Origin of the sequence: Pseudomonas sp. NPDC007930 (assembly GCF_042958985.1) — a bacterium.
GTDB lineage: Bacteria > Pseudomonadota > Gammaproteobacteria > Pseudomonadales > Pseudomonadaceae > Aquipseudomonas.
On the sequence record NZ_JBIBKC010000016.1, the window covers coordinates 18,369 to 44,829 of the forward strand.

The following is a 26,461-nucleotide window of genomic DNA, read 5'->3' on the forward strand; positions in this document are numbered from 1 at the left end:
ACCTGCACCATGGCACGCATCATCGGTGGCCTCGCCGTCTCCCACACCCCCACCATCGGCTTCGCGGTGGACCACGACAAGCAACTGGAGCCGGCCTGGGCGCCGATCTTCCGGGACTTCGAGCCGGTACGGCAGTGGCTGCAGGCGCAGGCGCCAGACGTGCTGTTCTACATCTACAACGACCACATCACTTCGTTTTTCTTCGACCACTACTCAAGCTTCGCCCTGGGCGTCGACGAGCACTACGCGGTGGCCGACGAAGGCGGCGGCGCCCGCGACCTGCCGCCGATCCAGGGCCACGCGGCGCTGGCCCGGCACATCGGCCAAAGCCTGATGAGCGAAGAGTTCGACCTGGCGTTTTTCCGCGACAAACCGGTGGACCACGGTTTGTTTTCGCCGATGTCGGCGCTGCTGCCCCACGAAGGCGGCTGGCCGGTGCAGGTGGTGCCGCTGCAGGTGGGCGTGCTGCAATTCCCGATCCCCAGCGCGGCGCGCTGCTGGAAACTCGGCCAGGCGCTGCGGCGGGCGATCGAAAGCTTCCCTGAAGACCTCAAGGTCGGCATCGTCGCCACCGGCGGGGTGTCGCACCAGGTGCACGGCGAGCGCTGCGGCTACAACAACCCGGAGTGGGACGCGCAGTTCATCGACGCCCTGGTGAACGACCCGCTGCCGCTGACCGAGATGACCCTCGCCGAATACGCCACCCTCGGCGGCATGGAAGGCTCGGAGGTGATCACCTGGCTGATCATGCGCGGGGCGTTGTCGGGCAACGTGAAGCTGCTGCACCACAGCTATTACCTGCCGTCGATGACCGGCATCGCCACCCTGCTGCTGGAGAACCAGAGCCGGCCGCTGCCCGTGGACCTCGGCGCGCGCCAGCGCGAACGCGCCGGGCAGCAGTTGGCCGGGATCGAGCAGCTCGAAGGCACCTACCCGTTCGACCTCGCGCGCAGCGCCAAGGGCTACCGGCTCAACCGCTTCCTGCATCAATTGGTCGCCCCGGCGTTTCGCGCCCGCTACCGCAGCGAGGCGGAGGCACTGTACACCGAGCACGGCCTCAGCGACGAAGAGCGCAACTTGCTGCGTGAGGTGAACTGGCAGGGGTTGATCCGCTACGGGGCGATTTTCTTCCTGCTGGAAAAACTCGGCGCGGTGCTGGGGGTGAGCAACCTGCATATTTATGCCGCCATGCGCGGGCAAAGCCTGGAAGCCTTCCAGGCCACCCGCAACCAGCAAGTGCTTTACTCGGTGGCCGGCAACGAGCCCAAAGGCAACTGAACCCCCTCGCGGCGGGCCTGAACCACCTCGGGCCCGGCGCCGCTCTGGGCCTTGCAGCGCTGGAAAAACGCAATGAACTCGGCCGCCGGCAACGCCTTGGCAAACAGCCAGCCCTGGCCAAAATCCACCTGGCGGGCCTTGAGGTAATCGGCCTGGGCCTGGGTTTCCACCCCTTCGGCAACGATGAACAGGCCCAGCTCGCGGGCCATGCCGATGATGTGCTCGGTGACCGCGCTGGTGGCCGCCTCCACGCCGATGGTATCGATAAACGACTTGTCGATTTTCAGCGCGTCCAGCGGCAGCCCTTGCAGGTATTGCAGGCTCGAATAACCGGTGCCGAAGTCGTCGATGGCCACCGCGTGGCCACGGCCGCGGGCGGTTTCGATGGTGCGGGTGGCGCTGTCGACGTCGATGAAGCCGCGTTCGGTGGCTTCCAGCCAGAGTTGTTCGGGGCGCACGCCGGTGCCCTGCAACGCTTGCTCGATCACCGGCAGAATGCGCCCGGTTTGCAGGTCTTCGGCGCAGAGGTTCACCGCGACGTGCAGGCTGCGCTCGGCGTTCAGCAGCGGCCCAAGGTCGCGCAGCACGCCGCGCACCACCTGGTCGGTGATCGGCTGCACCAGGCCGCTGTCCTCGGCCAACGGGATGAACAGGTCGGGGCGGACCATGCTGCCGTCGGGGCGCTGCCAGCGCACCAACGCCTCGGCGCCGACACAGGCGCCGCTGGCCAGGTGAATCAACGGCTGGTAATGCACCACGAACTCCTCGTGCTGCACCGCCAGCGCCAACTCCGCCAACGGCGACAAACGCTTGCGCCCCAGCCACACCACCAACCCCACCAACAGCGCGGCGGTGAGCGCACCGATCGGCAGCAACCACAGTAGCTCCTGGCCCAGCGCGCCATTGAAGCGCTCGCGTGGCTGCATCACCACCGCCTGCCAGCCGTTGCGGCTCACCTCGGCCTGCTGCCAGCCGGCTTGCGGCGGCTGGCCGAAGGCGTCGGCGGCGCCGCCGCCGGTGTGCGCCACCCACTGCCCATTTGGCGCGCGCAGGCCGATGCGCACGTCACCTTCGGTGAGCACATCGACCAAGCGCGACGGCAGGATCAACACGTTGTAGGCGCCCTGGCGCAGCGCCACCAGGCTGGCGCCGCGGCCGACCAACGCCTGCACCGCGGTGGTCACCTCGATGCCGTCGGCGGTGGTGAAGTCCGTCGCGGTGGCCGCCACCGCTTCGCGCACCTCGCCCCATGAGCTGCACTGCAGGCGGCCGCCGGCAAAGTAGCCGACCTCCTCGATGTAGGGGGTGGTCACGGCCAGCGCGCGCAACTGCGCAATGTGTTCGGCCGAGCACGCTGGCGGGCCCTCCCCTTGCAGGCTGACCAGCGCCGCGGTGGCGCCGCCCAAGGCCCGTTCGGTGCGCAGCAAGGCCCAGCTGGCGATATCTTGAAGGCGCGTTTGCTCGGCCTTTTGCGCGCCCTGCCAGGCCAGCCAACTGGCAAGCACCAGCGGCAATACCGCGGCCAACAGCGCCAATACCCCACACAGGGCGATCACCCGGTTCCGGCTCACAGGCCCAGCCCTCGTTCAATAATGCCCGACAGCATAGCCGCTCATCGCCCGCGCGCCGTTGACCGATGTCGTTTTTCAGCGAGGCCGATGGCGCAACTGGGTTTGCCGCCGTGCTGGCCTTAAGCCAAGCTTTAACCGCCACCGCCAACCCCACAGGGCCCAACCATGAAAACCGTCGCGCAATTACTCAAACAAAAGAATGCCTCCGAGGTGTACACCATTGGCCCCGACCAGCTAGTGCTCGATGCCTTGCGGCTGATGGCGCAAAAGAACGTCGGCGCGCTGCCGGTGGTCGACGGCGGCCAGGTGGTGGGGGTGGTCAGCGAGCGTGACTACGCGCGCAAGATGGTCCTGCAAGGCCGCTCCTCGGCTGGCACCGAAGTGCGCGCGATCATGAGCGCGCCGGTGATCACCGTGGGCCTGGGGCACAGCGTGGAGGCGTGCATGGGGATCATGACCGACAGCCACCTGCGCCACTTGCCAGTGGTCGATGGCGGAGCGTTGATCGGCTTGTTGTCTATCGGGGACCTGGTCAAGGAGGCGATTGCCGAGCAGGCCAGCCTGATCGAGCAGTTGCAGCAGTATATTCGTGGGGAGTGAGACTCCCCACAGGGGTAAGGGGCAAGTTTTAAGCTGCAAGTAAAGGCAAAAGCGGAGTGCGGCTTGCCACTTGCTCCTACTTTTAGCTTGCCGCTTCCAACTTGCCGCTAAGGCCTGCCTACAGGCAGGCCTTAGCCATCTCCGACCACGCAGTGGACTCGCGCCACTGGATCGGCACGTACAACTTCACGTTCGAGCCGCCCGGGTCGCGATCGACCATGGCGACCATATAAGCCTGGGTAAACCCGGCGCTCGCGGTGAGCTTCACGCCGGTGTCGGTTGCACGCTGTTCAGCCTGCGGGCGCCAAGCCTGCCACTTGGGCAGGAGGCAATCGGCATACTGCTCCGGTGCCTTGGCACTGCTGGCGGTGAAACTGGCGCCGTCTGGCTGTTCCTCTTTGCTGGAACAGCCAGCCAGCAATCCCACTACGACCAACCCTGCCACGATCTTCATACCCGTCCCTCGGTGATGGTGTGTTGTTCAATGTAGCAAACAAACAGACCACCACCGCGGGCGCAGGTTTACAGGATCGACAGCGGATACTGAATGATCAGGCGGTTTTCGTCGAAGCTGTTGGTGTTGCCGTAGTCGCGGCGCAGGCTCGAGTTGCGCCAGCGCAGGGTCAGGGCCTTGAAGGTACCGCTTTGCACCACGTACGCCACTTCGGTTTCGCGGCCGCGGTCTTCGCCGTCGGTCACGGTGCCGGAGTGCACGTTGGTGCCCTTGATGAAGCGGTTCATCAGGGTCAACCCCGGGATCCCCAGGCCGGCGAAGTCGTAGTCGTACCGCACCTGCCAGGAGCGTTCGTCCTTCAGCTCGTAGCTCCAGCCGTAGCTGTCGTTGGCCAGGGTGCCGCCGCTGGTGCCGGTCACACGCTGCCAGCCAGCATCGCCGCTGACCTTCTGCAGGCCCACGTAGAAGGTGCTGAAGCCGTACTTGGCGGAGAACAACCCGGAGTAGGTGCGGTTGTCCTGATCGCCGGCACGGGCGTCGCCGTCAGAGCCGCCGATGAAGTAACCCAGGTTGGCGCCCAGGGTCACCGGGCCAAACGGCTGCGAGTGCAACAGTTGGAAGTACTTCTGGTCGTAGATGTCTTCGAGTTGCGAGTACCAGGCACCGACCATCGTGCGCTTGTCGTTGAAGGTGTACTCGGCGCCGGCGTAGTTGAATGCGCTGGAGTAGATCGACGGCTTGCCGTGCACCGTGGTGCCGGCGTTGTTCAGCGACATGTGTTCCATGCTGCCATCGTTACGCTGGCTGTTGCCCTGGAACTGGCCACCGTAGAGGGTCACGTTGGTGATGTCACGCGAGGTGACCTGCGCGCCGCGGAAGGTTTGCGGCAGCGAGCGGCCGTCGTCCGAACGCAGGATCGGCAGCACTGGCATCCACTCACCGACCTTCAGCTCGGTCTTGGAGATCTTCGCTTTGGCGGCGACGCCCAGGCGGCCGAAGTTGTCGGCGGGGTGGTTGCCATCGTGGGTGGGCAGCAGTTGGGTACCGAAGGTGCCGCGGCCGCCGTCGAGCTTGTACGACATCAAACCCAGCACGTCGACGCCGAAACCGACGAAGCCAGCGGTGTAGCCCGACTTGGCATCGAGAATGAAGCTTTGCGTCCACTCGGCCGCCTGGCCGCGCTTGGTTGCGCCGGGCAGCGCCTTGGACGGGCCGTTGTCGACGTAGTTGCGGTTCATGTAGAAGTTGCGCAGGTTCAGGTTGACCTTGGCGTCATCGACGAAACCTTCGGCATGGGCGAGGCCGCAGACGCTGGCCAGGCTGACGGACAGGGCAAGGGTGTTACGGGTCACGCGAATGAGCTTGACGGTCATTATTGTTTTGTCCCAGGTGTTTTCTTATGGATTTTGTGTGGCGCGGCGACCGGAAATCGGCTCCTCCGATGGCACTCGGCAGGCCTCCCCGACCTACCCGGGTTGCCACCCGGTGCTGCGCTCAGCTACGTTGATATAGGAATTAACCAAACGTTTCAAATTGTGACCTGGGGGATTCTGACGAACGGTCGTTTTCAGATGATGGTGCGTCACGGTGCCGCACCCCCAATACCCACATAATTCCACCGCGCCACCGCCTTCCAACAACAATAATCAGGAGTACACGGGCCATGTTTTCCCGTCTTTCTTTGCGTAGCGGCCTGCTGGGCGTGCTCGGCGTCTTCGTACTGGCATTGCTGGTGGCCAGCCTCGGCGGCCTGTTCGGCGCGCGCAGCAGCGACCGGCAGATCCACGAACTGAACCTGCTCACCGCCGTGCAGCTCGACAAACTCAACAACGCCGCGGTGTATGCCGTGCGCGCCAGCGCCAGCAGCCACAGCGCCCTGCTCGACCGCCTGGCCGGGCGCATCGAGGTGGCCGACCAGGGCATTACCGGCGCCAAGGAACGCCTGGCCACCGCGCAAAAGCTGGTGGGCGAGATCCTCCCGACCCTCACCGACCCGGCGTTGATCAGCGCTGGCAACGCGCTCAACAGCGCCTTTGGCGCTTACGCCCAGGTGGTGCAGCAACAGATCGACAGCACCCGCGCCGCGGACCTGGCCCAGTACTCGAAGCTCAACGACGACGCCAAGCGGCTTTCTGGCGAGTACTCCCAGGTGCGCGAACGCTTTACCCAGATGATCAACCAACGCATCGCCCAGACCATGGACGACTCCGCCCAGCGCATCGCCCAGGCGCAGCTCACCGCCAGCGCGCTGCTGGTGCTCACCGGGCTGCTGGCGGTGGGCTGCTGGTTGTTCCTGTCGCGCCAGGTATTGGCGCCGCTGCGCCGCGCCGGCGAGCACTTTCAGCGCATGGCCGGCGGCGACCTCAGCCAACCGGTGCCGGTGCATTCGGGCAATGAGCTGGGGGTGCTGCTGCGCGGCCTCGACCACCTGCAACGCAGCCAGCGCGACACGCTGCAGCACCTGGCGCGCACCGCCGCCGCGGTCGACCAGGCCGCCGAGCGCCTGAGCCACACCACCCGCGCCGCCAGCGACGGCCTGCAACGCCAGCACGCCGAACTGGAAATGGCCGTAACGGCCGTGACCGAGATGACCTCGGCGGTGGAGGAAGTGTCACGCAACGCCATCGACACCTCCCACGCCGCCGAGGCCTCCAATGAGCTCGCCAACGGCAGCCGCGAACAGGTGCACCGGGTGCTGCAAGACATCGAGCGGATGAACGGCGATGTGCGCGACACCGGCAGCGTGATCCAGCGCCTGGCCGAGCAGGCCCATGGCATCGGCAAGGTGCTCGACGTGATCCGCGCGGTGTCCGAGCAAACCAACCTGCTGGCGCTCAATGCCGCCATCGAGGCCGCCCGTGCCGGCGAGGCCGGGCGCGGCTTCGCGGTGGTCGCCGACGAAGTGCGCACCCTCGCCCACCGCACCCAGCAGTCGACGCTGGAAATCGAAGAGATGATCGGCACCATCCGCGCCAGCACCGCCACCGCGGTGCACACCATCGCGCAAAGCACCGAGCGCGCTCAGGGCACGCTAGACAACACCCTGGCCAGCGAGCGCATGCTCGGCCAGATGTTCGACGCCATCGGCCAGATCAACGAACGCAACCTGGTGATCGCCAGCGCCACCGAGCAGCAGGCGCAGGTGTCGCGGGAGGTCGACCGCAACCTGGCCAACCTGCGCGAGCTGGCCCTGAGCAGTGGCGAAACGGCCGAGCTCACCCGCAGCGCCAGTGATGAACTGGCGCAATTGGCACGGGAGATGGAAGCGATCGTTGGGAAGTTCAGGCTGGCCTAGTACCACAAGCCGCCAAGGTAGCGATGGCCGGCGGGCGTGAGTTCAACCACCGTCAAGCGCTGGCCAGCGCTGTCGTAGGTGGTTTCGCTGGCCAGGAAGCCGGCGAGGATCAACGCCTGCACGGTGCGGTTGGGCCGGGTGTACACCCGCTCACGGCCAGCGGCCACTTCGCAGAGCAGGCAACGGTGTTCGGTTTTGTAATCAAACATAAATGCACCCCTTATGTTGTTTTTATTGTTGAGTGGCAGTGTAGGCCAGGGTTCGCCGCAGTTCCAGCGGCGCGCCCGTCTAGCATGCGGGCGGCCAGCGTGCAGGCCACAGCCGCCGGGAGCTCGCGCCGTTCAGCAGAAAAGTTTCAGCATTTTGCAGCGTTAATGGCCGCTGGCCTGCTGGTGAGATTTCATCACCCGCGCGCGGCTGTTCGACAGGTGCACGCGCATCGCCGCGCGGGCGGCGTCGTAGTCCTGGCGGGCGATGGCGTTGTAGATGTGTTCATGCTCGCGCACCAGCCGGCTGTGGGTTTGCTGGCGGTCCAGGCGGGCGATCACCGCGCTGTTCAGGCGTGCCCGCGGGAACATGCTGGTGCCGAAGTGGGTGATGATTTCGATGAAGTAGCGGTTGTTGGTGGCGGTAGCGATCTGCAGGTGGAACTGGAAGTCCGAGACGATCGAGCCGCCGGTGTCGCTGGCCAGTTCGAAGCGCGCCAGCGCCTGGCCCATCGCCTCCAATTGCTCGGGGGTGCGGCGCAGCGCGGCAATCCCGGCGGCTTCGACCTCGAAGCTCATGCGCACATCGAGAATCGCGACCACATCCTGCAGGGTCACGATCGACGACGGGTCGAGCCGGCTGACCTCGCTACCTGGGGTGTTGAGCACGAAGGTGCCAATGCCGCGCCGGGTTTCGACCAACCCCGCCACCTGCAGCCGCGACAGCGCATCGCGCACCACCGAGCGGCTGACCCCGCCCACTTCCATCAGCTCGACTTCGCTGGGCAGTTTGTCGCCGGGCTTGAGCGTACCCTGCTCGATCAGCCGCGACATGTCATCGACCAGCGTTTGCGCCAGGCTGCGCGAGCGCCGGGGGGCCTGGCCGGTCAGGGGGAGTTCGATTGGCAAGGGGGCAGTCTTCGTCCGTGGTGTGAAGGCGCATCATATAGCAGCGCGGCGCACTTGTACGACCTGTGCGCGTGCCGCGTCGCGACGGAATTTTTACGAACGGCTGCCCATACTGCTCACATACTTGTGCAGACGTTTTGATAGGCGCCATGAACATCCTGATCGTCGAAGACAACCGCGACATCCACGACAACATCATCGACTTCCTCAAGCTCAAGGGCCACGAGGTAGACGGCGCGCTCGATGGCCTGACCGGCTTGCACCTGGCCGCGTCCAAAGCGTACGACGCGATCATCCTCGACATCATGCTGCCGGGCGTCGATGGCTATCACATCTGCCGCAGCCTGCGCCAACACGCACGCTCCACCACCGCCATCGTGATGCTCACCGCCCGCGACGAACTGCACGACCGCCTCACCGGCTTCGACGCCGGTGCCGACGACTACGTGGTCAAGCCCTTCGCCCTGGCCGAAGTGCTGGCCCGCCTCGAGGCGATCGTCGCCCGCCGGCGCGGCAGCAACTCCCAGGTGCTGCAAGTGGGTGACCTGCGCTTTGATCTGGACACCCTGGAAGTGACCCGCTCCGGCCAACCGGTGCGGCTGACCCCCACCGGGCTCAAGCTGCTCGAGGTGCTGATGCGCAAAAGCCCGGGGCTGGTGCGCAAGCGCGACCTCGAAGAAGCCGTGTGGGGCCGTGACGTACCCAGCAGCGACATCCTCAAAAGCAACATCCACATGCTGCGCCGCGCACTCGACCGCACCTTCGACCTGCCGCTGCTGCACACCGTGCACGGCCTGGGTTACAAACTGAGCGTGCTCTGACCATCCTTTCACAAACCGCCCACCGGGCCGTTACCTTCATCTTCCTATCGTGATGGCATCCCGCCTTGGAGCGGGCCCATTTGCACTCGCGAGCCCAAGCAAGATGAATAATCTTCCGCGCATTACCCTGGCCTTCTGGGTCATGAAGATCTGTGCCACTACCCTCGGCGAGACCGCCGGCGACCTGCTGTCGATGACGCTGCAGGTCGGCTATGCGATGAGCTCGATCATCCTGCTCAGCGCCTTCGTGGTCACCCTCACCAGCCAACTGGCCACCCGCCGCCACCACCCGCTGCTGTATTGGCTGGTGATCGTTTCGACCAGCACCGCGGGTACCACGTTGTCTGACTTCATGGACCGCAGCCTGGGCCTGGGCTACGCCACCGGCTCGCTGATCCTGGTCGGCCTGCTCGGCGCCGTGCTGGCGGCCTGGTACCTGGCCGAAGGCTCGCTGGCGGTGGACCGCGTGCGCACCTTCCAGGGCCAGGTGTTCTACTGGTTCGCGATCCTGGTGTCGAACACCCTGGGCACCGCGCTGGGGGACTTTCTCGCCGACGACTCCGGCCTGGGCTTTGCCGGCGGCGCCGCGTTGATCGGCAGCGCCATCGCCCTCCTCGCGGTGCTGCACTACCGCACCCGGCTCAACTCGGTATTGCTGTTCTGGGCCGCGTTCGTGCTCACCCGGCCGTTCGGCGCCACCCTCGGTGATGTGCTGACCAAAAGCCACGAACAGGGCGGCCTGGCGCTCGGCACCGCAGGCTCGAGCCTGGTGTTGGGCGGGGTATTGCTGCTGTTGGTGCTGCGGGCGCAACTGCGCAAACCGGCACCGCGGCCACAGGCGGTACGGGTAGAACAACGCGGCTAAGCGACCGGCTGTCGTTTGTATCAGAAATTGATACGTGGCCAGTGGCGAGGCGAATGGATCCGTTGTAGCTTCCTCAGCCAGTACCCGTTGCATTTCAAGGAGTGAAACCATGGCACTGCATTTAGGCGCCAGCGCTGGCTTTCTCGGTGAAGCCATGCCGGGCCTGGTGGCCGGCGACTTGTGGGAGGCGCTGTACGCGCCAGGCGATGCGGCCCCGGCCCACGGGGTGTATCGCTGCGAAGGCTGCGGCGAAGAAGTCACCTGCGCCCGCAGCGCCCCGCTGCCGGCCCGGGAGCAACACGCCCACTACGGGCCCTGGCGCGTGCAATGGCGCCTGGTCGCCAAAACCGCGGGGGCCTAAGGCCCCCTTGTTCGTTACTCGGCACCCGGCGGGATGCCATCTTTCTGGAAATCCTTCAGGCGCTCGCGCTCTTTTTCCGTGGAATGCGCGGGGGTTGGGTCTTCCGGCGGTGGGGTTTTCTCGTCGCTCATGGGCGTGGCTCCTTGGCGGGTCAGTGTTTGGGCAGCCAAGGGTGGGGGGAGTTCAGTGGGGGCGGATGTAAAAAGCCCTGGCGGAGGTTGCTGCCAGGGCTTATCAACGCCTACCGAAGTGAACGGGCGGTCAGGCCGGCTTAGCCGTTGCCTTGACAACACGGCCTTCAGCCAACGCGGTTTTGTAAGCTGCGAGCGCAGCATTCAGGCGCTCGGCCTTGGCTGCCTGCACGGCGGTTTTTTCGGTGGTTTCAGAAGATCGCATAACCAGCTCCCTCAAGCACTGTGTGTACCTCAAAGCCCAACTGGCCTTGATACTTTTTGAGCAGTTGCCGGTAGTGTGCGGCAAGCTTCGGCCGGCCAGCAAGCGCAACTGCCACAAATCCACCCACATGGCAGGTTCTGCGCAACAGCCAAGTGGAGCGGAATAGCCCTTCTCCCAGCCCTCTCATTTGCGGCCCGGTCAAGGCTGAGAGATCTGCCCACTTTCAGACGGCTATAAAGGGCCAGCTTGTTGCTGCCAGGCCAGCAATCCTCGCTAAGGGCCCTTCGCCCGGCACAGCCGGCCTCCCACCAGTTTTGTGTAAATCCTTGATTTAAGAGGAAATACACAACCCGTGGGAGGCCGGCTGTGCCGGGCGATGGGCCGGTCAGGCCATGCGCGCAGTAAACCACCTAGAAAAAATCAGGGCTTTTTAACCTCGATTTAGCGCGCTGATCGCTTAAGTGAACAGCATTACGGCACAGCCGGCCACACGGGTTGTGTATTGTCCCGGAAATCAAGGACCATCCACTTCTAGTGGGAGGCCGTGGTCCGGCATCCCGGCTATGCTGGGCGAAGGGCCCACCAACGCAGCACAAACACCCCGTATACCGCTGAAGTGACCACCCCAAGCCACAATGCCCCTACACCTCCACTACCTCGACGCCCGCGGCGCCCTCGCTGAACATCGCGCGTGGCTGCAGGCGCGCCTGCTGAGCACTTACGAAACCGCCAGCGCCCTGCTGCCGCTGGGCCCGTTGGACGTGATCGTCAAGGCCGGCCGGCAGGTCATCGCGGAAAAGGGCCACCTGGGCTATGCGCCGGAACCGGGCGTGATCTACCTCACGGTAGACCCCGCCAACCCCCAGTTCAGCGCCAACCCCCACGCCTCGCTGGAACGCCTGTTCGCCCATGAACTGCACCATGCCGCGCGCTGGGATGGCCCCGGCTACGGCACGACCCTGGGCGAAGCGCTGGTGTCTGAAGGGCTGGCCGGGGCTTTTGCCCTGGAGGCCCTCGGCGGCCAGCCCGAACCCTGGGAATGCCTGCCGTTGCAAACCCTACAGGCGCATGTGGCCCAGGCCGAACGCGGCTGGGCGAGTACCGACTACGGGCATGGGCGCTGGTTCTTCGGCGCGGGCGAGTTGCCCAGATGGTTGGGCTATTCGTTGGGGTTCGCCTTGGTGAACCGCTACATAGCCCAGCACCCCGGTCGCTGCGCATCGGCTTTGGCGCACGCTGATGCGCAGGTGTTTCGTGGTGTGCTCGATACCCTCTAGCCGTCGCCCGGAGGCGCCAGCGGCCACGCTCGAAGCAAGCCAGGCCGCGCGCGCAACCCCTTCACGCCCAGCCCATCACCCGCTTCAACTACGGCCTGAACAGCCATAGCCACCCGTACACCCGCATGCCCCTGGCAAACCCCGCTTGGCCAAGAACAAGCGGCGGCACGCCGAGCGCCAGCGCCGCCGAGGCGAATATCAACACCAATGGCCATGCCGGGATAAACGCGAACAGCACCGCGAGCCCAAGGATCATAGCGGCCACCCACGCCATCGCCCGCCGCTCTCCCGCTTGCTCTGGGTAACGCTGGAACATTCTTGTCTACTCTGTGGCCGGCGATAGGGATGATCACCTTGGGGCGGCATCCCTCCGGATGCCTGGCAGGATAACAAGCCTTCGGCCGCGTCGGCGGCGGCGGCGGCTCTCGCGTGGGGGGCGCGTGGGTGGCGCGTGTTTAACGGGTACCTTGGGCCAACTTGGCTGAGCCGATTCCTTCTTCTGCAAAGCCCCCTTCACTCACCCTCAACACAGCGCAATCACGCCGTGAACACACTACCCATGGTTATATAAGGTGAAAGTTCGATCAATCCAAAGTACATGAAACACCCTGCCACTCCGGTACCCCACCATAGCCGCTTTATCGAACGCCCGGAATGCAAGCAGCCTGGCATCTTCGGTCAAAAAACCCGGTATGGCAGCCCTGATACAGCGCCGATCGATCACCTCAGACCCTAAATGGTATCGGTGCTGATGGCGAATCTCTTTCCACGCCAAGGCGCTCAAGCGCCGCAACTTATCCAGCATTTTGGAGCGCTCATCCTGCTGGCAATCCTGAATGCACCAGCCAGGCTGAAGATATTCGAATGAGAATACCGGCGGCCTCGCATCGGAATCATCATGCTCAACCGGCGCTTCGCGTGACTTGATCTGCGGCCCACTGGCGTCTCGTGTTTTAATCCTGCCACGCGCCACGGCTAATTCACCAAGTTATCGCGGAAGTAGTGCTGCAGGTCTGCCTGGGGAATTTCACGGCTGAATTCACCCTCGGCATAGTGGTTACGCCACGGGTCTTCTTGATGGGTGAGTTGCCGAAGCTTCCACGCCGAGTATTGACCATACACGCTGAACACTTCTTCAACCAAATGGCGCTGCGCTTGGCTTAATACCGAAGGGTCGAAGTTCGGCGAAGGCGGGATAGGATTAGCGCCGTAATCCCTGAAGTTCCGATAAAGGCTGGGAACCACCGGGCCGTGCATCCACGCCTCGATCGGCTCCTCGAACAGCGCTTCATTGCGCAGCGCAAGGCTGAATCCCTGCGCGTAATACACAAGCTTCTGGAGTTTCAAATTAGACATTTCACCGGCCTCTCCCTCCAGCATCAGGAGATATTCGGCGACATCGATGCATTTAGGCATTGAGCTCCCTTATCGCTTTCAGCTTTTTGCCAAGGCAAAAGTGAGGGAGAAGTTTGCAGAAGCTCATTAGGGCTGTCAATTTCCTATTGACACTCAAAGCCGGATCAGAGTATGGAAATCTTCACCGGATGTTACTTCAGGCATTCATTGCCCAGCCGAGCTTTCCGCCCGCCCAAAGAAAAACCCCGCAGGCGCTAACCTGCGGGGTTTTCAAGGGGTGGAGGCCGAGGTCGGAATCGAACCGGCGTAGACGGATTTGCAATCCGCTGCATAACCACTTTGCTACTCGGCCCCAAAGTAATCGGCAAACTTCACCAACTACAAATAAACTGGCACTGAAACGTAATCTTCACCATCACTAACCAATTGATTAACAAGGGTTTTTTCTACTTCCCGTTTCAGGAATGGACGCAATTCTGGACTGCTTCCGAAGCCTTGTCAACCAATCCACGGAAAAAACTTCTTACTATCCAATCATCTGGGCACCCCGCCCCCGACCGGCGGCCCTCCCCGGCCCTCAAGTTTCGCCACGGCGCGCCGATCACTGAGCGGCGGCGTACGGTTTGGATCCTCCTTGCGCGCCCTCAGCCCTCACCAGGGCGCTATCAACGGACCACCACGGGAGCGCAATGAAACACCTTCTGGCTATTTTCGCCTTGACCACCCTCACCGCCTGCGCCACCGCCCCCAACGGCACCCCGCCGCCCAGCAGCATGCGCCTGTCCATCAGCAAGGTGGTGGCGAGCATCGACAACCCCGACCAAACCTTCGCCGTGCAACTGAAGCTGAAAAACGGCTTCAACACAGACCTCAAGGCCGCCAGCGTGGTGCTTATCGCCCGTGATCGCGACGGCCAGATCGTACGTGGCGCCAACCTGGAGCTGGCCGCCGCCGGTGCCCTGGCGGTCAGCGCCCAGAGTGGCACGCTCAAGGGCACGGGCAACACCCTGGGCCACACCGTGGGTTGCATCGAGGTGCGCGAAGTGCGCGCGACCATGCCGGACTACTCGATGCGCTACGCCACCGGCGCCCAGGCGCTGGCCCTGGTCGATGGCAGCCGGGCCAACCTGTGCCCGGCCGAGGGCCTGGCGCAGTAACCCTGGGCGCCGCTCAAAAGGCAAACGGGTGGCCCATCTCCGCCTCCATCCACTCCAGAAACCGCCGCACCCGCGGGAAGCTGGAGTGGGCCTTGGGAAACACCAGGTGGTGCGCCGCCACCGGCACCCGCAGCGCCTGCGGGGCGACTTCCACCAGCACCCCGCTGGCCAGGTACTTGTGCGCCAGGATCGAGCTTTCGAGGGCGAAGCCCAGGCCGTGGCTGGCCGCTTCGAGGGTCATGTAGGAGCGGTCGAAGCTCAGCGCGTAGGGCTTTTCCGGGCGCGCCAGGCCGTGCTGGGCGAACCACTGCGGCCATTTCAGCAAGGTCGCCTCGGAGAGGATCAGGTCGCAGTCGAGCAGGCTTTGCGCCGCCACGACCGGGCGCTTGGCCAGCAGCGCTGGTGAGGCGAGCACGGTGAAGGCTTCGTCGCGCACGGTGCGCACTTCGTAGCTGGGCCAGTTGGGCGTGCCGTGGCGGATGTCGACGTCGATCTTGTCGCGGCTGAAATGCAAGGATTCGTACGAGCACGACAGGTTGATCTGGATGCCGGGGTGGCTCAGGCGAAACGACTCCAGCCGCGGCATGATCCACAGCAGGCCGAAACTCGGCGAGGAATGCAGGCGTAGGCAATCCAGGCCGGCGTCGCTGGCGGCCCGCTCGGTGGCGATCGCCAGGCTGTGCAACAGCCCCGAAACCTCCTTGAGGTACTGCTCGCCCACCGGCGTGAGGCGCACCCCGCGGGCCTCGCGAATGAACAACTGGCGCCCAAGCAACGCCTCGAGCTTGGCCAACTGGTGGCTGACCGCCGACGGGGTGAGGTCAAGCACTTCGGCGGCGCGGGCCACGTTGCCGAAGCGGGCGGTTTGCTCGAAGCACTGAATGGATCTCAACGGTGGCAAGGCGCCGGTGGCGCTGGGCGGCATGGGCATGGCGGCGGGAGTCTTTGTTATTGGGCCTGTGCCATTCAAGCAGCGCCGGGCGGTTTTGGCGAGCCGTGAATTTCTTTCAGCTAGCAATGACCGTTGCCTTATTGCTGCCCTGCCCGCCCGCGGCACAAGCTGGGCCCCATCGATGCCTTGCCATCGCCTCATAACAACAATCAGAGGAACCTCCCATGCTGCTCAACGGTAAAGTCGCCATCATCACCGGCGCCGCCTCGGCCCGCGGTATCGGCCGGGCCACCGCGACCACCTTCGCCGAACACGGCGCGAAGGTGGTGATCATTGACCTCGACGCCGCGGCCGCCCGCGACGCCGCCGCCAGCCTCGGCGAAGGCCACCTCGGCCTGGCCGCCAACGTGGCGCTGCCCGCCGAGGTGCAACAGGCCGTGGAGCAGGTGCTGGCGCGTTATGGCCGCATCGATGTGCTGGTCAATAACGCCGGCATCACCCAGCCACTGAAAACCCTGGCGATCACCCCCGCCGACTACGACAAGGTGCTGGACGTCAGCCTGCGCGGCACGCTGTTGATGTCGCAGGCGGTGATCCCCACCCTGCGCGCCCAGGGCAGTGGCAGCATTGTGTGCTTGTCTTCGGTGTCGGCCCAGCGCGGCGGCGGCATCTTCGGCGGCCCCCACTACAGCGCGGCCAAGGCCGGCGTGCTGGGCCTGGCCAAGGCCATGGCGCGCGAGCTGGGCCCAGACAACGTGCGGGTCAATTCCATCGCCCCGGGGCTGATCCACACCGACATCACCGGCGGCCTGATGCAGGATGAGCGCCGCCACGCGATCATCGAAGGCATCCCCCTGGGCCGCCTGGGCGCCGCCCAGGACGTGGCCAACGCGGCGCTGTTCCTGGCCAGCGAGTTGTCCAGCTACCTGACCGGCACCACCCTGGATGTCAACGGCGGCATGCTGATTCATTGACGGCCTGCGTGCTGGCCCGGATCGCCCCGGCCGCCCCGCGCGGCCGATAACAACAAGAGACCCGCCACCATGACCACCCTCTCGCTCGACGCGGTGCTGAGCACCCGTTCCCACGCCTACCGTAAAACCGCCTGGCGGCTGATGCCGTTCCTGATGCTGTGCTACCTCTGCGCCTACCTGGACCGCGTCAACGTCGGCTTCGCCAAGCTGACGATGATGAACGACCTGGCCCTGAGCGAGGCGGTGTATGGCTTAGGTGCCGGCATGTTCTTCATTGGCTACTTTCTCTGCGAAGTACCGAGCAACATCATCCTGCACCGGGTCGGCGCGCGGCGCTGGATCGCCCGGATCATGATCAGCTGGGGGATCATCTCGGCACTGTTCGCCTTCGTCGAAACCGCCTGGCAGTTCTATGGCCTGCGCTTTTTGCTGGGCATCGCCGAGGCCGGCCTGGCCCCAGGCCTGCTGCTGTACCTCACCTACTGGTTCCCGTCTTACCGGCGCGCGCGGATGACCGTGCTGTGGTTCGTCGCCATCCCGTTGTCAGGGATGCTCGGTGGGCCGCTGTCGGGCTTGATCATGGCCAAGTTCGCCGGGCTGCAGGGCTGGGCCGGTTGGCAGTGGATGTTCGTGATCGAAGCGATCCCGACGGTGATCGTCGGCGCCCTGGTGCTGGTGTTTCTCAAAGACAACGTCGACCAGGCGGGCTGGCTCAACGATGAGGAAAAAGCCCTGATCAAGCGCGAACTGGCCGAGGATGACAGCCGCAAGACCCAGCACGCCTCGGCCAGGGCCTTTCTGCGTGACCGGCGCTTGTGGCGGCTGGCGGCGATCTACTTCTGCGTGGTGATGGGCCAGTACGCGATCACCTTCTGGCTGCCCACCCTGGTGCGCAACGCCGGGGTCAGCGAGCCGCTGCACATCGGCCTGCTGACCAGCGTGCCGTACCTGTGCGCCATCGCCGCGATGCTGCTGATGGGCCGCAGCGGCGACAAACACCAAGAGCGCCGCTGGCACTTGATCGGGCCCATGCTCGCCGGCGCCGTGGGCCTGGCCCTGGCCGCGCTGATGGGCGGCAACCTGGTGCTATCGCTGCTCAGCCTGTGCCTGGCGGCCGCCGGGGTGCTGTCGGCCTCGTCGCTGTTCTGGATGCTGCCCACCACCTTGCTGGGTGGCGTATCCGCCGCGGCGGGCATCGCCGGCATCAACAGCTTCGCCAACCTCGCGGGCTTCTGCTCGCCCTACCTGATCGGCTGGGTCACCACGCTGACCGGGTCCAGCGCCATCGGCATGTACCTGATCAGCGCCGTGCTGGTGGCCGGTGCCACCCTGGTGCTGCGCATCCCGGCCGCGTCGGTCAACCGTTAAGCCCTCTGGAGTTCACCATGACTGTTCACACCGCACCCGCGCCGGCCAACCTTGCCGAGCGCGCCTATAACATCCGCCGCCACGCCCTGCTGATGGGCCAGGTGCAGGGCCAGGGCTACGTGGGCCAAGCCCTCGGCGCGGCCGACCTGCTGGCGGTGGCGTACTTCCACGCCCTTCGCTACCAGCCGGATAACCCCGAATGGCCATTGCGCGACCGCTTTTACTTGTCTATCGGCCACTACGCCATCGCCCTGTACGCGGCGCTGATCGAGGCCGGGGTGCTCCCCCTCGAGGAGCTCGACAGCTACGGCGCCGACGACAGCCGCCTGCCGATGTCGGGCATGGCCGCCTACACCCCCGGCATGGAAATCACCGGCGGCTCGCTCGGCCATGGCCTGGGTATCGCCGTGGGCGCCTGCCTGGGGCTCAAGCGCAAGCAGTCGGCTGCGTGCGTTTACAACCTGCTGTCCGACGGCGAATTGAACGAAGGCTCGACCTGGGAGGCGGCGATGTCGGCCGCGCAATTCAAGCTGGATAACCTTATCGCAATCATCGACGTCAACAACCAGCAGGCCGACGGCCAGGCCAGCGAGGTGCTGGCCTTCGAGCCCATCGTCGAGCGCTGGCGCGCCTTTGGCTGGTACGCCCAGCGGGTCGATGGCAATGACCTGGCGGCGCTGGTCGGCGCCTTCGACGCGGCGCGCAACCACCCCCTCGCGCAGCCCCGGGTGATCATCTGCGACACCCGCATGGGCAAGGGCGTGAGCTTTCTCGAAAACCGGGAAAAAACCCATTTCATCCGCGTGGATGAACACGAATGGGCCTTGGCCCTGGCCACCCTTGAGCGCGGGAGCGACGTATGACCACCGTTAAACACCCAGAGCCCGGTAAAAAACGCCTGACCACCTCGGCGATGATCGCCTCGATCGCCGCCGACGGCCAGGCCACCCGCCCGGCGCCGTTCGGCCATGCGCTGGCGGCCCTGGCCGAGCAGCGCGCGGACATCGTCGGCCTCAGCGCTGACCTCTCCAAGTACACCGACCTGCACATCTTCGCCAAGGCCCACCCGGAGCGCTTCTACCAGATGGGCATGGCCGAGCAGTTGTTGATGAGCGCGGCGGCGGGCCTGGCCCGCGAGGGCTTTACCCCGTTCGCCACCACCTACGCGGTGTTCGCCTCGCGGCGCGCCTATGACTTCATCTGCATGGCCATCGCCGAGGAAAACCTCAATGTGAAGATCGTCTGCGGGCTGCCTGGCCTGACCACCGGCTACGGCCCCAGCCACCAGGCCACCGACGACCTGGCGATCTTCCGGGCGATGCCCAACCTGATGATCGTCGACCCCTGCGATGCGCTGGAAATCGAACAGGCGGTGCCGGCCATCGCCGCCCACCCGGGCCCGGTGTACATGCGCTTGCTGCGCGGCAACGTGCCGCTGGTGCTGGATGAATACGGCTACCAGTTCGAAATCGGCAAGGCGAAAACCCTGCGCACCGGCAACGAGGTGCTGATCATCGCCACCGGCCTGATGACCATGCGCGCCCTGGAGGCGGCGGCCCTGCTGCAGGCGGACGGGGTCGACGTGGCGGTGCTGCACGTGCCCACCGTCAAGCCGCTGGACGAACCCACGATACTGGCCGAAGCGCGCAAACCCGGGCGGCTGGTGGTCACCGCCGAGAACGCCTCGATCATCGGCGGCCTGGGCGAAGCAGTGGCCGGGCTGCTGCTGCGCAACGGCGTGGCGCCGACCTTCCGCCAGATCGCCCTGCCCGATGCCTTCCTCGCCGCCGGGGCCCTGCCCACGCTGCACGACCGCTACGGGATTTCCACCCAGGCGGTGGCGGCGCGGATCAAGGGCTGGTTGTAGGGCGGCTATCCTTCGCCTGGCACAGCCGGCTGTGCCGGGCGATAGGCCCGCAACCCTCCCCGCGTGATTGGCACCACTGGCCCGGAGATGGATAATGCAGCGGTTCACCGCCACCCTTCAGGGCTTGCCTACCTTATGACCCAATCCTCGTCTGAACCCCGCGCCGGCGCGCAGGTTGCCGGTACCGCCGCGTTCTCGAAATTCATGCATTTGCTGCAGATCGTTGCCGACACCGCCGAGCCCCTCACCGTGCCGGACCTGAGCAAGCTCAGCGGCTATCCGCGCGCCACGGTGTACCGCACGGTCGCGGCGTTAGTGGCAGAAGGGTTGCTCGAGATGGGCCAGGTGAGCGGGCGCCTGGCGCTGGGGCCGCGGTTGATCCACTTGGCAAACCGCAGTTGGGGCCGCTCTGAGTTGCGGGTGATTGCCTCGGCGGAGCTCAGCCGGCTACGCGACGTCACCGGCGAAACCGTGCACCTGGCGGTGCTCAGCGGCCAGCAGATGGTGTACATCGACAAAATCGAAAGCGCCAGCGCGGTGCAGATGAGCTCGCGCATCGGCACCGCGGTACCGCTGCATTCCACTTCGGTGGGCAAAGCCTACCTGGCGGCATTGGGCAGCGCCGAGCAGGCGCGCTTGCTGGCGGGGTTGCCCGAGGCATTCACCCGCTTCACCCCCACTACCCTGGGCAGCAAGGCTGAGCTGTGCGCCCAGTTGGTCGAAACCCACCAGCGTGGCTGGTCGATCGACGATGAAGAACGTGAACCGGGGATCTGCTGCTTTGGCGCGGCGATCACCGGCCGCGACGGCCAGCCGATCGCCGCGGTCAGCGTCAGCACGCTGCGCTTCCGCCAGCAGGCGGATGTGCAGCGTGCTTACGTCGAGCCCCTGGTCAGCGCCTGCCGGGCGATTTCCCGGTTGATCATGGAAACGCCCGCCTCGCTCAACACCTTCGCCATCTAAGCGGTTTTGCCCTCTGCCACCGCGGCCTTGCCGGCTTTGGCCCCCGGCAGCGGAAACGGCTCAAGGGTGCCGACCACGAACAGGTAGCTGAACGCGCCGAGCACACAGGCGCCGCCGGCCAGCATCAACGGCACCGCGAACGAGCCGTGCGTCAGTTGCAGCATGAACCCGGTGAAGGTGGTGATGACGATCCCGGCCAGGTTCGAAGCGAAGTTCTGGATGCCACCAATCGACGCCACATGCCCCGGAGTGGGGGCTACGTCGCCAGGCAGCGACCAAATGCTCGCGCCGGTGAAGGCCAGGCTGCCATACGACAACGCCAGGCAGCCGATCAGCAGGTAGATATTGGTGGTGAACGCCGAGACCATGATCACCGACGACATCAACATACCGCCGACCATGCAGGTTTTGCGTGCCGCGGTCAGGCTCCAGCCGCGCCGATACAGCGAGTCGGACACATAACCACCCAGCCAGCCGGCGGGAATGGCGGTGAGCGCCGGGATCATCCCCAGGGTGCCGAGGTCTTTCAGCGAGAACCCGTGGGCCTGGATCAAGTACGCCGGGAACCAGGTGATGAAGAAGTAGTTGGCCAGGTTGAAGCAGAAGAACCCGAGCATCATCCCCCACAGCGTACGGTGGCGAAACAGCGAGCCCCAGGTGATGCGCTGGGCGTCTTGCGCCGACAACGCCGGGGCCACGGGCAGGTCGTTGCCCGGGGCGTCTTCGGGGTTGCGATACAGCACGAACCAGCCGAGCACCCAGACCACCCCCAGCAGCGCCGTGAGCAAGAACGCCGCGCGCCAGCCCAGGGTGCTGACGATCAGCGCCACCAGCGGGATCGACAACGCCGAGCCAACCCGCGCGCCGCTGTCGAAGATGCTGGTGGCGAACGCCCGTTGTTCGGGGCGAAACCACTGCGCGACGATTTTCGAACACGACGGGTAGGCGCCGGCCTCACCGATGCCCAGCAGCAAGCGGCAACCGAACATCGCCGCCACGCTGGAGACCGCCGCCGACAACGCAGTGGCCACTGACCACCAGCCCACCGCCAACGGCAGCGCCACCCGCGAGCCGAGCTTGTCGACCAACCAACCGGCCGGCATCTGCATGAAGGCGTAGGTCCAGAAGAAGCCGCTGAGCAGCAGGCCCATCTGGGTGGGCCCAATACCCAGGTCCCGTTGAATGTCCGGCGCCGCCACCGCCAGGTTGGCGCGATCCACGTAGCTGATCGCGATCGCCAGGAAACACAGTAAAACCATCACCCAACGCATTTTTTTCATCTGCCGCCTCCGTTATTTTTATTGGCGTATGTGCTGCACACAAGCGCGTGTATCGGTGTACCGCGGGCGCCGTTACACCAGCGCGCCGAGCTGCCATGGCACGAACTCATGCTGCCCGTAGCCGTGGGTTTCGCTTTTCGAAGCCTCGCCGGAGGCCAGCCGCAGCAGCCGCTCGAACAACTCGGCGCCGAGCTCGTCGATGCTGCGCTGGCCTTCGAGCACCTGCCCGCAGTTCACGTCCATGTCATCGGCCTGGCGCTGCCACAGCGCGGTGTTGGTGGCCAGTTTCAACGACGGCGACGGCGCGCAGCCGTAGGCCGAGCCGCGGCCGGTGGTGAAGCAGATCAGGTTGGCGCCGCCGGCGACCTGGCCGGTGGCCGAGATCGGGTCGAAGCCGGGGGTATCCATGAACACTAGGCCGCGGGCACGCACCGGCTGGGCGTACTCGTACACATCCACCAGCGCGGTCGAGCCCCCCTTGGCAATGCCGCCGAGGGATTTTTCCAGCACGGTGGTCAAGCCTCCGGCCTTGTTGCCCGAAGACGGGTTGTTGTTCAACTGGGCGCCGTGGCGGGCGCAATAGCCCTCCCACCAGCGGATCCGCGCAACCAATTTTTCGCCCACTTCAGGGGTGACCGCACGGCGCGTGAGCAGGTGCTCGGCGCCATAGATTTCCGGGGTTTCCGAGAGGATCGCGGTGCCGCCATGCTTGACCAGCAGGTCGACCGCCGCGCCCAACACCGGGTTGGCGGAAATCCCTGAGTAACCATCGGAGCCACCACATTGCAGGCCGACCACCAGGTGGCTGGCGGGCACCGGCTCACGCTTGACGGCGTTGGCGGCCGGCAGCAGCGCGCGCACCCGCTCGATGCCCAGGGCGATGGTCTGGGTGGTGCCGCCGGTGTCCTGGATGGTGAACGCCTGCAGCCGTTCACTGGGGGCCAGCCCCTGGCTTTCGAGGAACTGCGGGATCTGGTTGGTTTCACAGCCCAGGCCGATCACCAGCACGCTGGCGAAGTTGGGGTGGCAGGCGTAGCCGCCGAGGGTGCGCCGCAACAGCGCCAGCGCCTCGCCCTCGGCATCCATCGCGCAGCCGCTGCCGTGGGTCAGGGCGATCACCCCGTCGACGTTGGGAAACGCCGCCAGCGCCGCCGGGTTGATGTCACGCCGAAAGTGGTCGGCGATCGCTCGGGCCACGGTGGCCGAGCAATTCACCGAGGTGAGGATGCCAATGTAGTTGCGCGTTGCCACGCGGCCGTCTTCACGCACGATGCCCTGGAAGGTCGCGGTGGTGGTGGCCGGTTCGGTGGCGTGGGTGTCTTGGCTGAAGGCGTAATCGCGAGCGAAATCGCCCATTGCCAGGTTGTGGGTGTGCACGTGCTGGCCGGGCTCGATGGCCTGGCTGGCAAACCCGATGATTTGCCCGTAACGGCGCACCGCCGCGCCCTGGGCGACCGCGCGCACGGCCATCTTGTGCCCGGCCGGGATCGCCTCGCGGGCGCTCACGCCCTCGCTGGCCACCGCGCTGCCGGCCACCAGTGGGCTCAACGTGACCACTACGTCGTCAAGGGGGTTAAGGCGAATCACACGCCCGGGCGCGATGCCCGCGGGTGCTCTGAAGAACGTTTCCATCAACAAGGCCCTCTGAAGCGCCCCGCCGGCAGGCTAACCGGCGGGATATTGGTTTTTATTGAAAGGCTTCGGGTATCGCGGTGCGGCAAGGTCAGTAGGTGGCGCGGCCACCGGAGAGGTCGAACACCGCGCCGGTGCTGAAGCTGCACGAGCCGGAGCAAAGCCAGGCGACCAGCTCGGCCACCTCTTCAGGCTCGCCCAGGCGGCCCATCGGGCTTTTGTCGATCATCGTCTGCACATGCGCCGGGGCCATCTGCTCGAGCAACGTGGTGCGTACCGCCGCGGGCGCCAGCGCGTTCACACGGATGCCCGTGCTGGCCAATTCTTTGCCGAGGGATTTGGTCAAGGCGATCACCCCGGCCTTGGCGGCGCTGTAAGCCGAGGCGTTGGGCGTACCTTCCTTGCCCGCCAGCGAGCCCACGTTGACGATGCGCCCAAGGTTTTGCGCGCGCATGGTCGGCACCACCGCGCGGCACACGTTGAAGGTGCCGACCAGGTTCACGTCGATGATCCGCTGCCACATGGCCGGCTCGTAGCGCTCCACCGGCTCGGTGGGGCCGGCGAAACCGGCGTTGTTGATCAGGAAGTCGATACGGCCGAATTCGGCCAGGGTTTCAGCGTGGGCACGGCCAACGCTGGCAGCGTCGGCGATGTCTACCTGCCATTGGGCGCCCTCGCCTCGCGGCGCAAGGTCCCAGACCACCACGGTGGCACCCTGCTCGGCCAAATGGCGGGCGATCGCCGCGCCAATGCCCAGGCCACCGCCGGTGACCACCGCAACGCGCCCGTTGAAGTCATAATGGGCGCTGCCCAGGGGTTTGAGGGATGTTTGGGTAGGCATTGCGCCCTCCTCGGTCGGTTGTTTTATCATTTTTATTTGTCCGTATTGTGGACTGCATAACTACAATATGGACTGATTCTGTCACCGCGCCTGCCAAAGCGCAAGGGGGCCTTGGCGCCCCGCGCGCTGAAAATCGTGGTTGACAACCCAGCGCCCGGCTGAGCACCATGCGCTCACGCTTACCGCAACGAAGCCTTTGCCATGCGCTTATCCCGCCACCTCGCCAATTCCGCCCCGGGCCTTGCTGCCCCGGCGTTGGCACGTGTGGCCGTTGCCAAGAAATCGAAAAAACAGTCGCTCATTTGACCGGGGCACTGTGTCCGGTCAGATGGGCTGACAGGACACCAGGCGCCAGGCAAACCCTCCCTACGTGACCCTCGACCCTTCTGCCCGGCCCTACAGGCGGTCTGCAATAGGAAGGTTCGTATGTCCGTGTTCAAAGGCATCTGGGTACCGCTGGTTACACCGTTTCGCCGGGGTGAAATCGACTTTCAGGCGCTGCGCGCGCTGGTCGAAAAACTGCTGGCCGAAGAGGTGCAGGGGCTGGTGGTGTGTGGCACCACTGGCGAAGCCGCGGCGCTCAGCGCCGAGGAGCAACTGCACGTGCTCGACGCCGTGCTGCAGTGGGCGCCACCGGCGCGCGTGGTGATGGGCTTGGCGGGCAACCACCTGCCCGGCCTGCTGGCGTTCCTGCAGGCGATACAACAGCGGCCGCTGGCCGGGCTGCTGGTGCCGGCGCCCTACTACATCCGCCCGTCGCAGGCCGCGCTGGAAGGTTTCTTCGACAGCGTCGCCAGCGCCGCGCGGGTGCCAGTGATCCTTTACGACATCCCTGCCCGCACCGGCGCGCGGATCGACCGCGAAACACTGCTGCGGATCGTCCGCCACCCGAACATCGCCGCGGTGAAAGACTGCGCGGGCGACCTGGGCACCACCTTGGCGCTGATCGCCAGCGGCCAGGTGGATGTGCTGGCCGGTGAAGACCTGCAAATCTTCAACACCCTTTGCCTGGGCGGCAGCGGCGCGATCAGCGCCAGCGCCCACATCGGCGCGCCCCTGTTCAACCAGTTGTACCGGCAAACCCTGGCCGGCGAGTTGGCCGCCGCGCGGCGCACGTTCTATCGGCTGCTGCCGTGGATCGAGGTAGCCTTCCGCGAGCCCAACCCGGCAGTGGTGAAGGCGGCGCTGAGTGTGCAAGGGGTGATCGGCCACGAGTTGCGGCTGCCGATGCTGGGCTGCAGCGAGGCAACCCTGGGCGGGCTGCCCGCGCTGCTGGCGGGGTTGCGCGAGGCGTTATAGGGCTTCAGGGCCCCTCGCCCCCAATGGCAAGCCGTGATCCGGCATCCCGGCTGTGCCGGGGCGAGAGGCGCTTCAACTCACCAGGTAGCCCCCGTCCACCGGCACCACCGCCCCGGTGATGAACGCCGCCGCCGGGCTACACAGAAACACCACTGCCTGGGCGATGTCTTCGGGCTGCCCCCAGCGTTTGAGGGGCGTGCGTTGCAGGATCGGTTCGGCCCGCGCCGGGTCGCTCTGCAAGGCGGCGGTCAGCGGCGTGGCGATCCAGCCTGGGGCCACCGCGTTGACCCGGATGCCCTGCTCGGCATAGGCGATGGCCAGAGACTTGGTCAGTTGCATCACCCCACCCTTGCTGGCGCTGTAGGCCGGCACCAGGCCGCCGCCGAAGAAGCTCAGCATCGAGGCGGTGTTGACGATCACCCCACCCTGGCGCGCCAGCTTCTCCCGCGCCAGCCGGCAACAGCGCAGGGTGCCATTGAGGTTCACGTCGATGACCTGCTCGAACACGTCGATCTCATGCTCGTCGCCACGGCGGATGATCCCGGCGCAGTTGACCAGGATGTCCAACCGCGCAAGCCCGGCGATGCTCGCCTCCAGCGCGGCGGCGTCGGTCACGTTCACCTCCCGCGCTTGCAGGTCCAGCCCCGGGGGTACCTCCAGCCGCTCCGGCTGCAGCCCCAGGGCCAGCACTTTGGCGCCCAGGCGCGCCAAGGCAATCGCCACCGCCGCGCCGATGCCAGTGGTGGCACCGGTCACCAAGGCGGTGCGCCCGGCAAACAGGTTCGCTTCAAACGCCATG

The 26,461-nt window shown here is 65.5% G+C and carries 27 protein-coding genes and 1 tRNA gene; 14 read left to right on the forward strand and 14 right to left on the reverse strand.

Going from position 1 to position 26,461, the window contains the following annotated elements; all coding sequences use genetic code 11:
- The first annotated feature begins 9 nt into the window (after positions 1-9).
- Complete coding sequence (locus ACFZCE_RS22990; RefSeq protein WP_390942838.1) at positions 10-1,278, forward strand: gallate dioxygenase; 1,269 nt, start codon at positions 10-12, stop codon at positions 1,276-1,278.
- Here the strand turns inward: ACFZCE_RS22990 and ACFZCE_RS22995 are convergent.
- Entirely contained in the window at positions 1,242-2,849 is a 1,608-nt protein-coding gene (locus ACFZCE_RS22995) for an EAL domain-containing protein (protein ID WP_390942839.1), read from the reverse strand. The genes ACFZCE_RS22990 and ACFZCE_RS22995 overlap by 37 nt on opposite strands.
- Before the next feature lie 165 nt (positions 2,850-3,014).
- On the opposite strand from ACFZCE_RS22995, the gene ACFZCE_RS23000 reads away from it, so the two are divergent.
- The gene (locus tag ACFZCE_RS23000) at positions 3,015-3,449 is read left to right on the forward strand and encodes a CBS domain-containing protein (RefSeq protein ID WP_390942840.1); all 435 of its coding nucleotides are present in this window, start codon (positions 3,015-3,017) and stop codon (positions 3,447-3,449) included.
- 118 nt (positions 3,450-3,567) lie between these two features.
- On the opposite strand, the gene ACFZCE_RS23005 is transcribed toward ACFZCE_RS23000, so the two are convergent.
- Together ACFZCE_RS23005 and ACFZCE_RS23010 are read right to left on the reverse strand one after the other, a co-directional pair.
- Complete coding sequence (locus ACFZCE_RS23005) at positions 3,568-3,903, reverse strand: hypothetical protein (RefSeq protein ID WP_390942841.1); 336 nt, start codon at positions 3,901-3,903, stop codon at positions 3,568-3,570.
- 68 nt (positions 3,904-3,971) lie between these two features.
- A complete protein-coding gene (locus ACFZCE_RS23010; RefSeq protein ID WP_390942842.1) occupies positions 3,972-5,276 on the reverse strand; it encodes an OprD family outer membrane porin in 1,305 nt (434 codons plus the stop codon).
- Between the two features lie 290 nt (positions 5,277-5,566).
- On the opposite strand from ACFZCE_RS23010, the gene ACFZCE_RS23015 reads away from it, so the two are divergent.
- Positions 5,567-7,198 (forward strand): methyl-accepting chemotaxis protein, encoded by a 1,632-nt coding sequence (locus tag ACFZCE_RS23015; RefSeq protein WP_390942843.1) that lies wholly within the window; start codon positions 5,567-5,569, stop codon positions 7,196-7,198.
- Here ACFZCE_RS23015 and ACFZCE_RS23020 read toward each other — a convergent pair.
- A complete protein-coding gene (locus ACFZCE_RS23020) occupies positions 7,195-7,407 on the reverse strand; it encodes a hypothetical protein (protein ID WP_390942844.1) in 213 nt (70 codons plus the stop codon). The two genes, ACFZCE_RS23015 and ACFZCE_RS23020, sit on opposite strands and share 4 nt — an antisense overlap.
- Before the next feature lie 162 nt (positions 7,408-7,569).
- Positions 7,570-8,307: an FCD domain-containing protein gene (locus tag ACFZCE_RS23025; protein WP_390942902.1), complete on the reverse strand. Its 738-nt coding sequence runs from the start codon at positions 8,305-8,307 to the stop codon at positions 7,570-7,572.
- Between the two features lie 155 nt (positions 8,308-8,462).
- Between ACFZCE_RS23025 and ACFZCE_RS23030 the strand changes: the two genes are divergently transcribed.
- The 3 genes from ACFZCE_RS23030 (at position 8,463) to ACFZCE_RS23040 (ending at position 10,360) form a co-directional block, all read left to right on the forward strand.
- The gene (locus ACFZCE_RS23030) at positions 8,463-9,134 is read left to right on the forward strand and encodes a response regulator (protein ID WP_390942845.1); all 672 of its coding nucleotides are present in this window, start codon (positions 8,463-8,465) and stop codon (positions 9,132-9,134) included.
- Positions 9,135-9,237: 103 nt separating this feature from the next.
- Positions 9,238-9,999, forward strand: coding sequence for a hypothetical protein (locus tag ACFZCE_RS23035; protein WP_390942846.1), 762 nt, complete (start codon positions 9,238-9,240; stop codon positions 9,997-9,999).
- A 109-nt stretch (positions 10,000-10,108) separates the two neighbouring features.
- A complete protein-coding gene (locus ACFZCE_RS23040) occupies positions 10,109-10,360 on the forward strand; it encodes a hypothetical protein (RefSeq protein ID WP_390942847.1) in 252 nt (83 codons plus the stop codon).
- 261 nt (positions 10,361-10,621) lie between these two features.
- On the opposite strand, the gene ACFZCE_RS23045 is transcribed toward ACFZCE_RS23040, so the two are convergent.
- On the reverse strand, positions 10,622-10,756 hold the full coding sequence (locus ACFZCE_RS23045) for a hypothetical protein (RefSeq protein ID WP_390942848.1): 135 nt from the start codon (positions 10,754-10,756) through the stop codon (positions 10,622-10,624).
- Between the two features lie 635 nt (positions 10,757-11,391).
- Here ACFZCE_RS23045 and ACFZCE_RS23050 point away from each other — a divergent pair.
- Positions 11,392-12,033, forward strand: a complete 642-nt coding sequence (locus ACFZCE_RS23050; RefSeq protein ID WP_390942849.1) for a DUF2268 domain-containing putative Zn-dependent protease — start codon at positions 11,392-11,394, stop codon at positions 12,031-12,033.
- Between the two features lie 88 nt (positions 12,034-12,121).
- Here ACFZCE_RS23050 and ACFZCE_RS23055 read toward each other — a convergent pair whose 3' ends face one another.
- From ACFZCE_RS23055 to ACFZCE_RS23065, 3 genes are all read right to left on the reverse strand, one after another.
- Positions 12,122-12,349, reverse strand: a complete 228-nt coding sequence (locus ACFZCE_RS23055; protein ID WP_390942850.1) for a hypothetical protein — start codon at positions 12,347-12,349, stop codon at positions 12,122-12,124.
- A gap of 659 nt (positions 12,350-13,008) precedes the next feature.
- A complete protein-coding gene (locus ACFZCE_RS23060) occupies positions 13,009-13,449 on the reverse strand; it encodes a type II toxin-antitoxin system antitoxin SocA domain-containing protein (RefSeq protein WP_390942851.1) in 441 nt (146 codons plus the stop codon).
- A gap of 218 nt (positions 13,450-13,667) precedes the next feature.
- A tRNA-Cys gene (locus tag ACFZCE_RS23065) sits at positions 13,668-13,741 on the reverse strand.
- Positions 13,742-14,078: 337 nt separating this feature from the next.
- Here ACFZCE_RS23065 and ACFZCE_RS23070 point away from each other — a divergent pair.
- The gene (locus ACFZCE_RS23070) at positions 14,079-14,546 is read left to right on the forward strand and encodes a hypothetical protein (protein WP_390942852.1); all 468 of its coding nucleotides are present in this window, start codon (positions 14,079-14,081) and stop codon (positions 14,544-14,546) included.
- A gap of 13 nt (positions 14,547-14,559) precedes the next feature.
- Here the strand turns inward: ACFZCE_RS23070 and ACFZCE_RS23075 are convergent, their stop codons facing one another.
- A complete protein-coding gene (locus tag ACFZCE_RS23075) occupies positions 14,560-15,477 on the reverse strand; it encodes a LysR substrate-binding domain-containing protein (RefSeq protein ID WP_390942853.1) in 918 nt (305 codons plus the stop codon).
- A gap of 185 nt (positions 15,478-15,662) precedes the next feature.
- On the opposite strand from ACFZCE_RS23075, the gene ACFZCE_RS23080 reads away from it, so the two are divergent.
- The 5 genes from ACFZCE_RS23080 to ACFZCE_RS23100 all read left to right on the forward strand — a co-directional run bounded on the left by ACFZCE_RS23080 (position 15,663) and on the right by ACFZCE_RS23100 (position 20,610).
- Positions 15,663-16,412, forward strand: a complete 750-nt coding sequence (locus tag ACFZCE_RS23080) for a glucose 1-dehydrogenase (protein WP_390942854.1) — start codon at positions 15,663-15,665, stop codon at positions 16,410-16,412.
- Positions 16,413-16,481: 69 nt separating this feature from the next.
- On the forward strand, positions 16,482-17,780 hold the full coding sequence (locus ACFZCE_RS23085) for an MFS transporter (protein WP_390942855.1): 1,299 nt from the start codon (positions 16,482-16,484) through the stop codon (positions 17,778-17,780).
- A 17-nt stretch (positions 17,781-17,797) separates the two neighbouring features.
- Positions 17,798-18,643: a thiamine pyrophosphate-dependent enzyme gene (locus ACFZCE_RS23090; RefSeq protein ID WP_390942856.1), complete on the forward strand. Its 846-nt coding sequence runs from the start codon at positions 17,798-17,800 to the stop codon at positions 18,641-18,643.
- Positions 18,640-19,647 (forward strand): transketolase C-terminal domain-containing protein, encoded by a 1,008-nt coding sequence (locus ACFZCE_RS23095; protein WP_390942857.1) that lies wholly within the window; start codon positions 18,640-18,642, stop codon positions 19,645-19,647. The genes ACFZCE_RS23090 and ACFZCE_RS23095 overlap by 4 nt, the downstream gene beginning before the upstream one ends.
- A gap of 135 nt (positions 19,648-19,782) precedes the next feature.
- On the forward strand, positions 19,783-20,610 hold the full coding sequence (locus ACFZCE_RS23100; protein ID WP_390942858.1) for an IclR family transcriptional regulator C-terminal domain-containing protein: 828 nt from the start codon (positions 19,783-19,785) through the stop codon (positions 20,608-20,610).
- Here the strand turns inward: ACFZCE_RS23100 and ACFZCE_RS23105 are convergent.
- From ACFZCE_RS23105 to ACFZCE_RS23115, 3 genes are all read right to left on the reverse strand, one after another.
- On the reverse strand, positions 20,607-21,890 hold the full coding sequence (locus ACFZCE_RS23105) for an MFS transporter (RefSeq protein ID WP_390942859.1): 1,284 nt from the start codon (positions 21,888-21,890) through the stop codon (positions 20,607-20,609). The genes ACFZCE_RS23100 and ACFZCE_RS23105 overlap by 4 nt on opposite strands.
- Before the next feature lie 72 nt (positions 21,891-21,962).
- Positions 21,963-23,522 carry a UxaA family hydrolase gene (locus ACFZCE_RS23110; RefSeq protein WP_390942860.1) on the reverse strand — a complete coding sequence of 520 codons (1,560 nt, stop codon included), beginning with the start codon at positions 23,520-23,522 and terminating at the stop codon, positions 21,963-21,965.
- 91 nt (positions 23,523-23,613) lie between these two features.
- Positions 23,614-24,363: an SDR family oxidoreductase gene (locus ACFZCE_RS23115; protein WP_390942861.1), complete on the reverse strand. Its 750-nt coding sequence runs from the start codon at positions 24,361-24,363 to the stop codon at positions 23,614-23,616.
- A gap of 426 nt (positions 24,364-24,789) precedes the next feature.
- Between ACFZCE_RS23115 and dapA the strand changes: the two genes are divergently transcribed.
- Positions 24,790-25,662, forward strand: a complete 873-nt coding sequence (gene dapA, locus ACFZCE_RS23120; RefSeq protein WP_390942862.1) for a 4-hydroxy-tetrahydrodipicolinate synthase — start codon at positions 24,790-24,792, stop codon at positions 25,660-25,662.
- Positions 25,663-25,734: 72 nt separating this feature from the next.
- Here the strand turns inward: dapA and ACFZCE_RS23125 are convergent, their stop codons facing one another.
- Positions 25,735-26,460: an SDR family oxidoreductase gene (locus ACFZCE_RS23125; RefSeq protein WP_390942863.1), complete on the reverse strand. Its 726-nt coding sequence runs from the start codon at positions 26,458-26,460 to the stop codon at positions 25,735-25,737.
- Position 26,461 lies beyond the last annotated feature (1 nt).

Excerpts from the sequence above, each read along its gene's own strand:
- ACFZCE_RS23090 (WP_390942856.1), top strand. The coding sequence starts at position 17,798 with ATGACTGTTCACACCGCACCCGCGCCGGCCAACCTTGCCGAGCGCGCC.
- ACFZCE_RS23035 (WP_390942846.1), top strand. The coding sequence starts at position 9,238 with ATGAATAATCTTCCGCGCATTACCCTGGCCTTCTGGGTCATGAAGATC.
- ACFZCE_RS23105 (WP_390942859.1), bottom strand. The coding sequence starts at position 21,890 with ATGAAAAAAATGCGTTGGGTGATGGTTTTACTGTGTTTCCTGGCGATC.
- ACFZCE_RS23010 (WP_390942842.1), bottom strand. The coding sequence starts at position 5,276 with ATGACCGTCAAGCTCATTCGCGTGACCCGTAACACCCTTGCCCTGTCC.
- ACFZCE_RS23000 (WP_390942840.1), top strand. The coding sequence starts at position 3,015 with ATGAAAACCGTCGCGCAATTACTCAAACAAAAGAATGCCTCCGAGGTG.
- ACFZCE_RS23080 (WP_390942854.1), top strand. The coding sequence starts at position 15,663 with ATGCTGCTCAACGGTAAAGTCGCCATCATCACCGGCGCCGCCTCGGCC.
- ACFZCE_RS23040 (WP_390942847.1), top strand. The coding sequence starts at position 10,109 with ATGGCACTGCATTTAGGCGCCAGCGCTGGCTTTCTCGGTGAAGCCATG.
- ACFZCE_RS23125 (WP_390942863.1), bottom strand. The coding sequence starts at position 26,460 with ATGGCGTTTGAAGCGAACCTGTTTGCCGGGCGCACCGCCTTGGTGACC.
- ACFZCE_RS23070 (WP_390942852.1), top strand. The coding sequence starts at position 14,079 with ATGAAACACCTTCTGGCTATTTTCGCCTTGACCACCCTCACCGCCTGC.
- ACFZCE_RS23020 (WP_390942844.1), bottom strand. The coding sequence starts at position 7,407 with ATGTTTGATTACAAAACCGAACACCGTTGCCTGCTCTGCGAAGTGGCC.
- ACFZCE_RS23005 (WP_390942841.1), bottom strand. The coding sequence starts at position 3,903 with ATGAAGATCGTGGCAGGGTTGGTCGTAGTGGGATTGCTGGCTGGCTGT.
- ACFZCE_RS23075 (WP_390942853.1), bottom strand. The coding sequence starts at position 15,477 with ATGCCCATGCCGCCCAGCGCCACCGGCGCCTTGCCACCGTTGAGATCC.
- ACFZCE_RS23030 (WP_390942845.1), top strand. The coding sequence starts at position 8,463 with ATGAACATCCTGATCGTCGAAGACAACCGCGACATCCACGACAACATC.
- ACFZCE_RS23045 (WP_390942848.1), bottom strand. The coding sequence starts at position 10,756 with ATGCGATCTTCTGAAACCACCGAAAAAACCGCCGTGCAGGCAGCCAAG.
- ACFZCE_RS23055 (WP_390942850.1), bottom strand. The coding sequence starts at position 12,349 with ATGTTCCAGCGTTACCCAGAGCAAGCGGGAGAGCGGCGGGCGATGGCG.
- ACFZCE_RS23015 (WP_390942843.1), top strand. The coding sequence starts at position 5,567 with ATGTTTTCCCGTCTTTCTTTGCGTAGCGGCCTGCTGGGCGTGCTCGGC.
- ACFZCE_RS23110 (WP_390942860.1), bottom strand. The coding sequence starts at position 23,522 with ATGGAAACGTTCTTCAGAGCACCCGCGGGCATCGCGCCCGGGCGTGTG.
- ACFZCE_RS23085 (WP_390942855.1), top strand. The coding sequence starts at position 16,482 with ATGACCACCCTCTCGCTCGACGCGGTGCTGAGCACCCGTTCCCACGCC.
- ACFZCE_RS23095 (WP_390942857.1), top strand. The coding sequence starts at position 18,640 with ATGACCACCGTTAAACACCCAGAGCCCGGTAAAAAACGCCTGACCACC.
- dapA (WP_390942862.1), top strand. The coding sequence starts at position 24,790 with ATGTCCGTGTTCAAAGGCATCTGGGTACCGCTGGTTACACCGTTTCGC.
- ACFZCE_RS23100 (WP_390942858.1), top strand. The coding sequence starts at position 19,783 with ATGACCCAATCCTCGTCTGAACCCCGCGCCGGCGCGCAGGTTGCCGGT.
- ACFZCE_RS22990 (WP_390942838.1), top strand. The coding sequence starts at position 10 with ATGGCACGCATCATCGGTGGCCTCGCCGTCTCCCACACCCCCACCATC.
- ACFZCE_RS23050 (WP_390942849.1), top strand. The coding sequence starts at position 11,392 with ATGCCCCTACACCTCCACTACCTCGACGCCCGCGGCGCCCTCGCTGAA.
- ACFZCE_RS23060 (WP_390942851.1), bottom strand. The coding sequence starts at position 13,449 with ATGCCTAAATGCATCGATGTCGCCGAATATCTCCTGATGCTGGAGGGA.
- ACFZCE_RS23115 (WP_390942861.1), bottom strand. The coding sequence starts at position 24,363 with ATGCCTACCCAAACATCCCTCAAACCCCTGGGCAGCGCCCATTATGAC.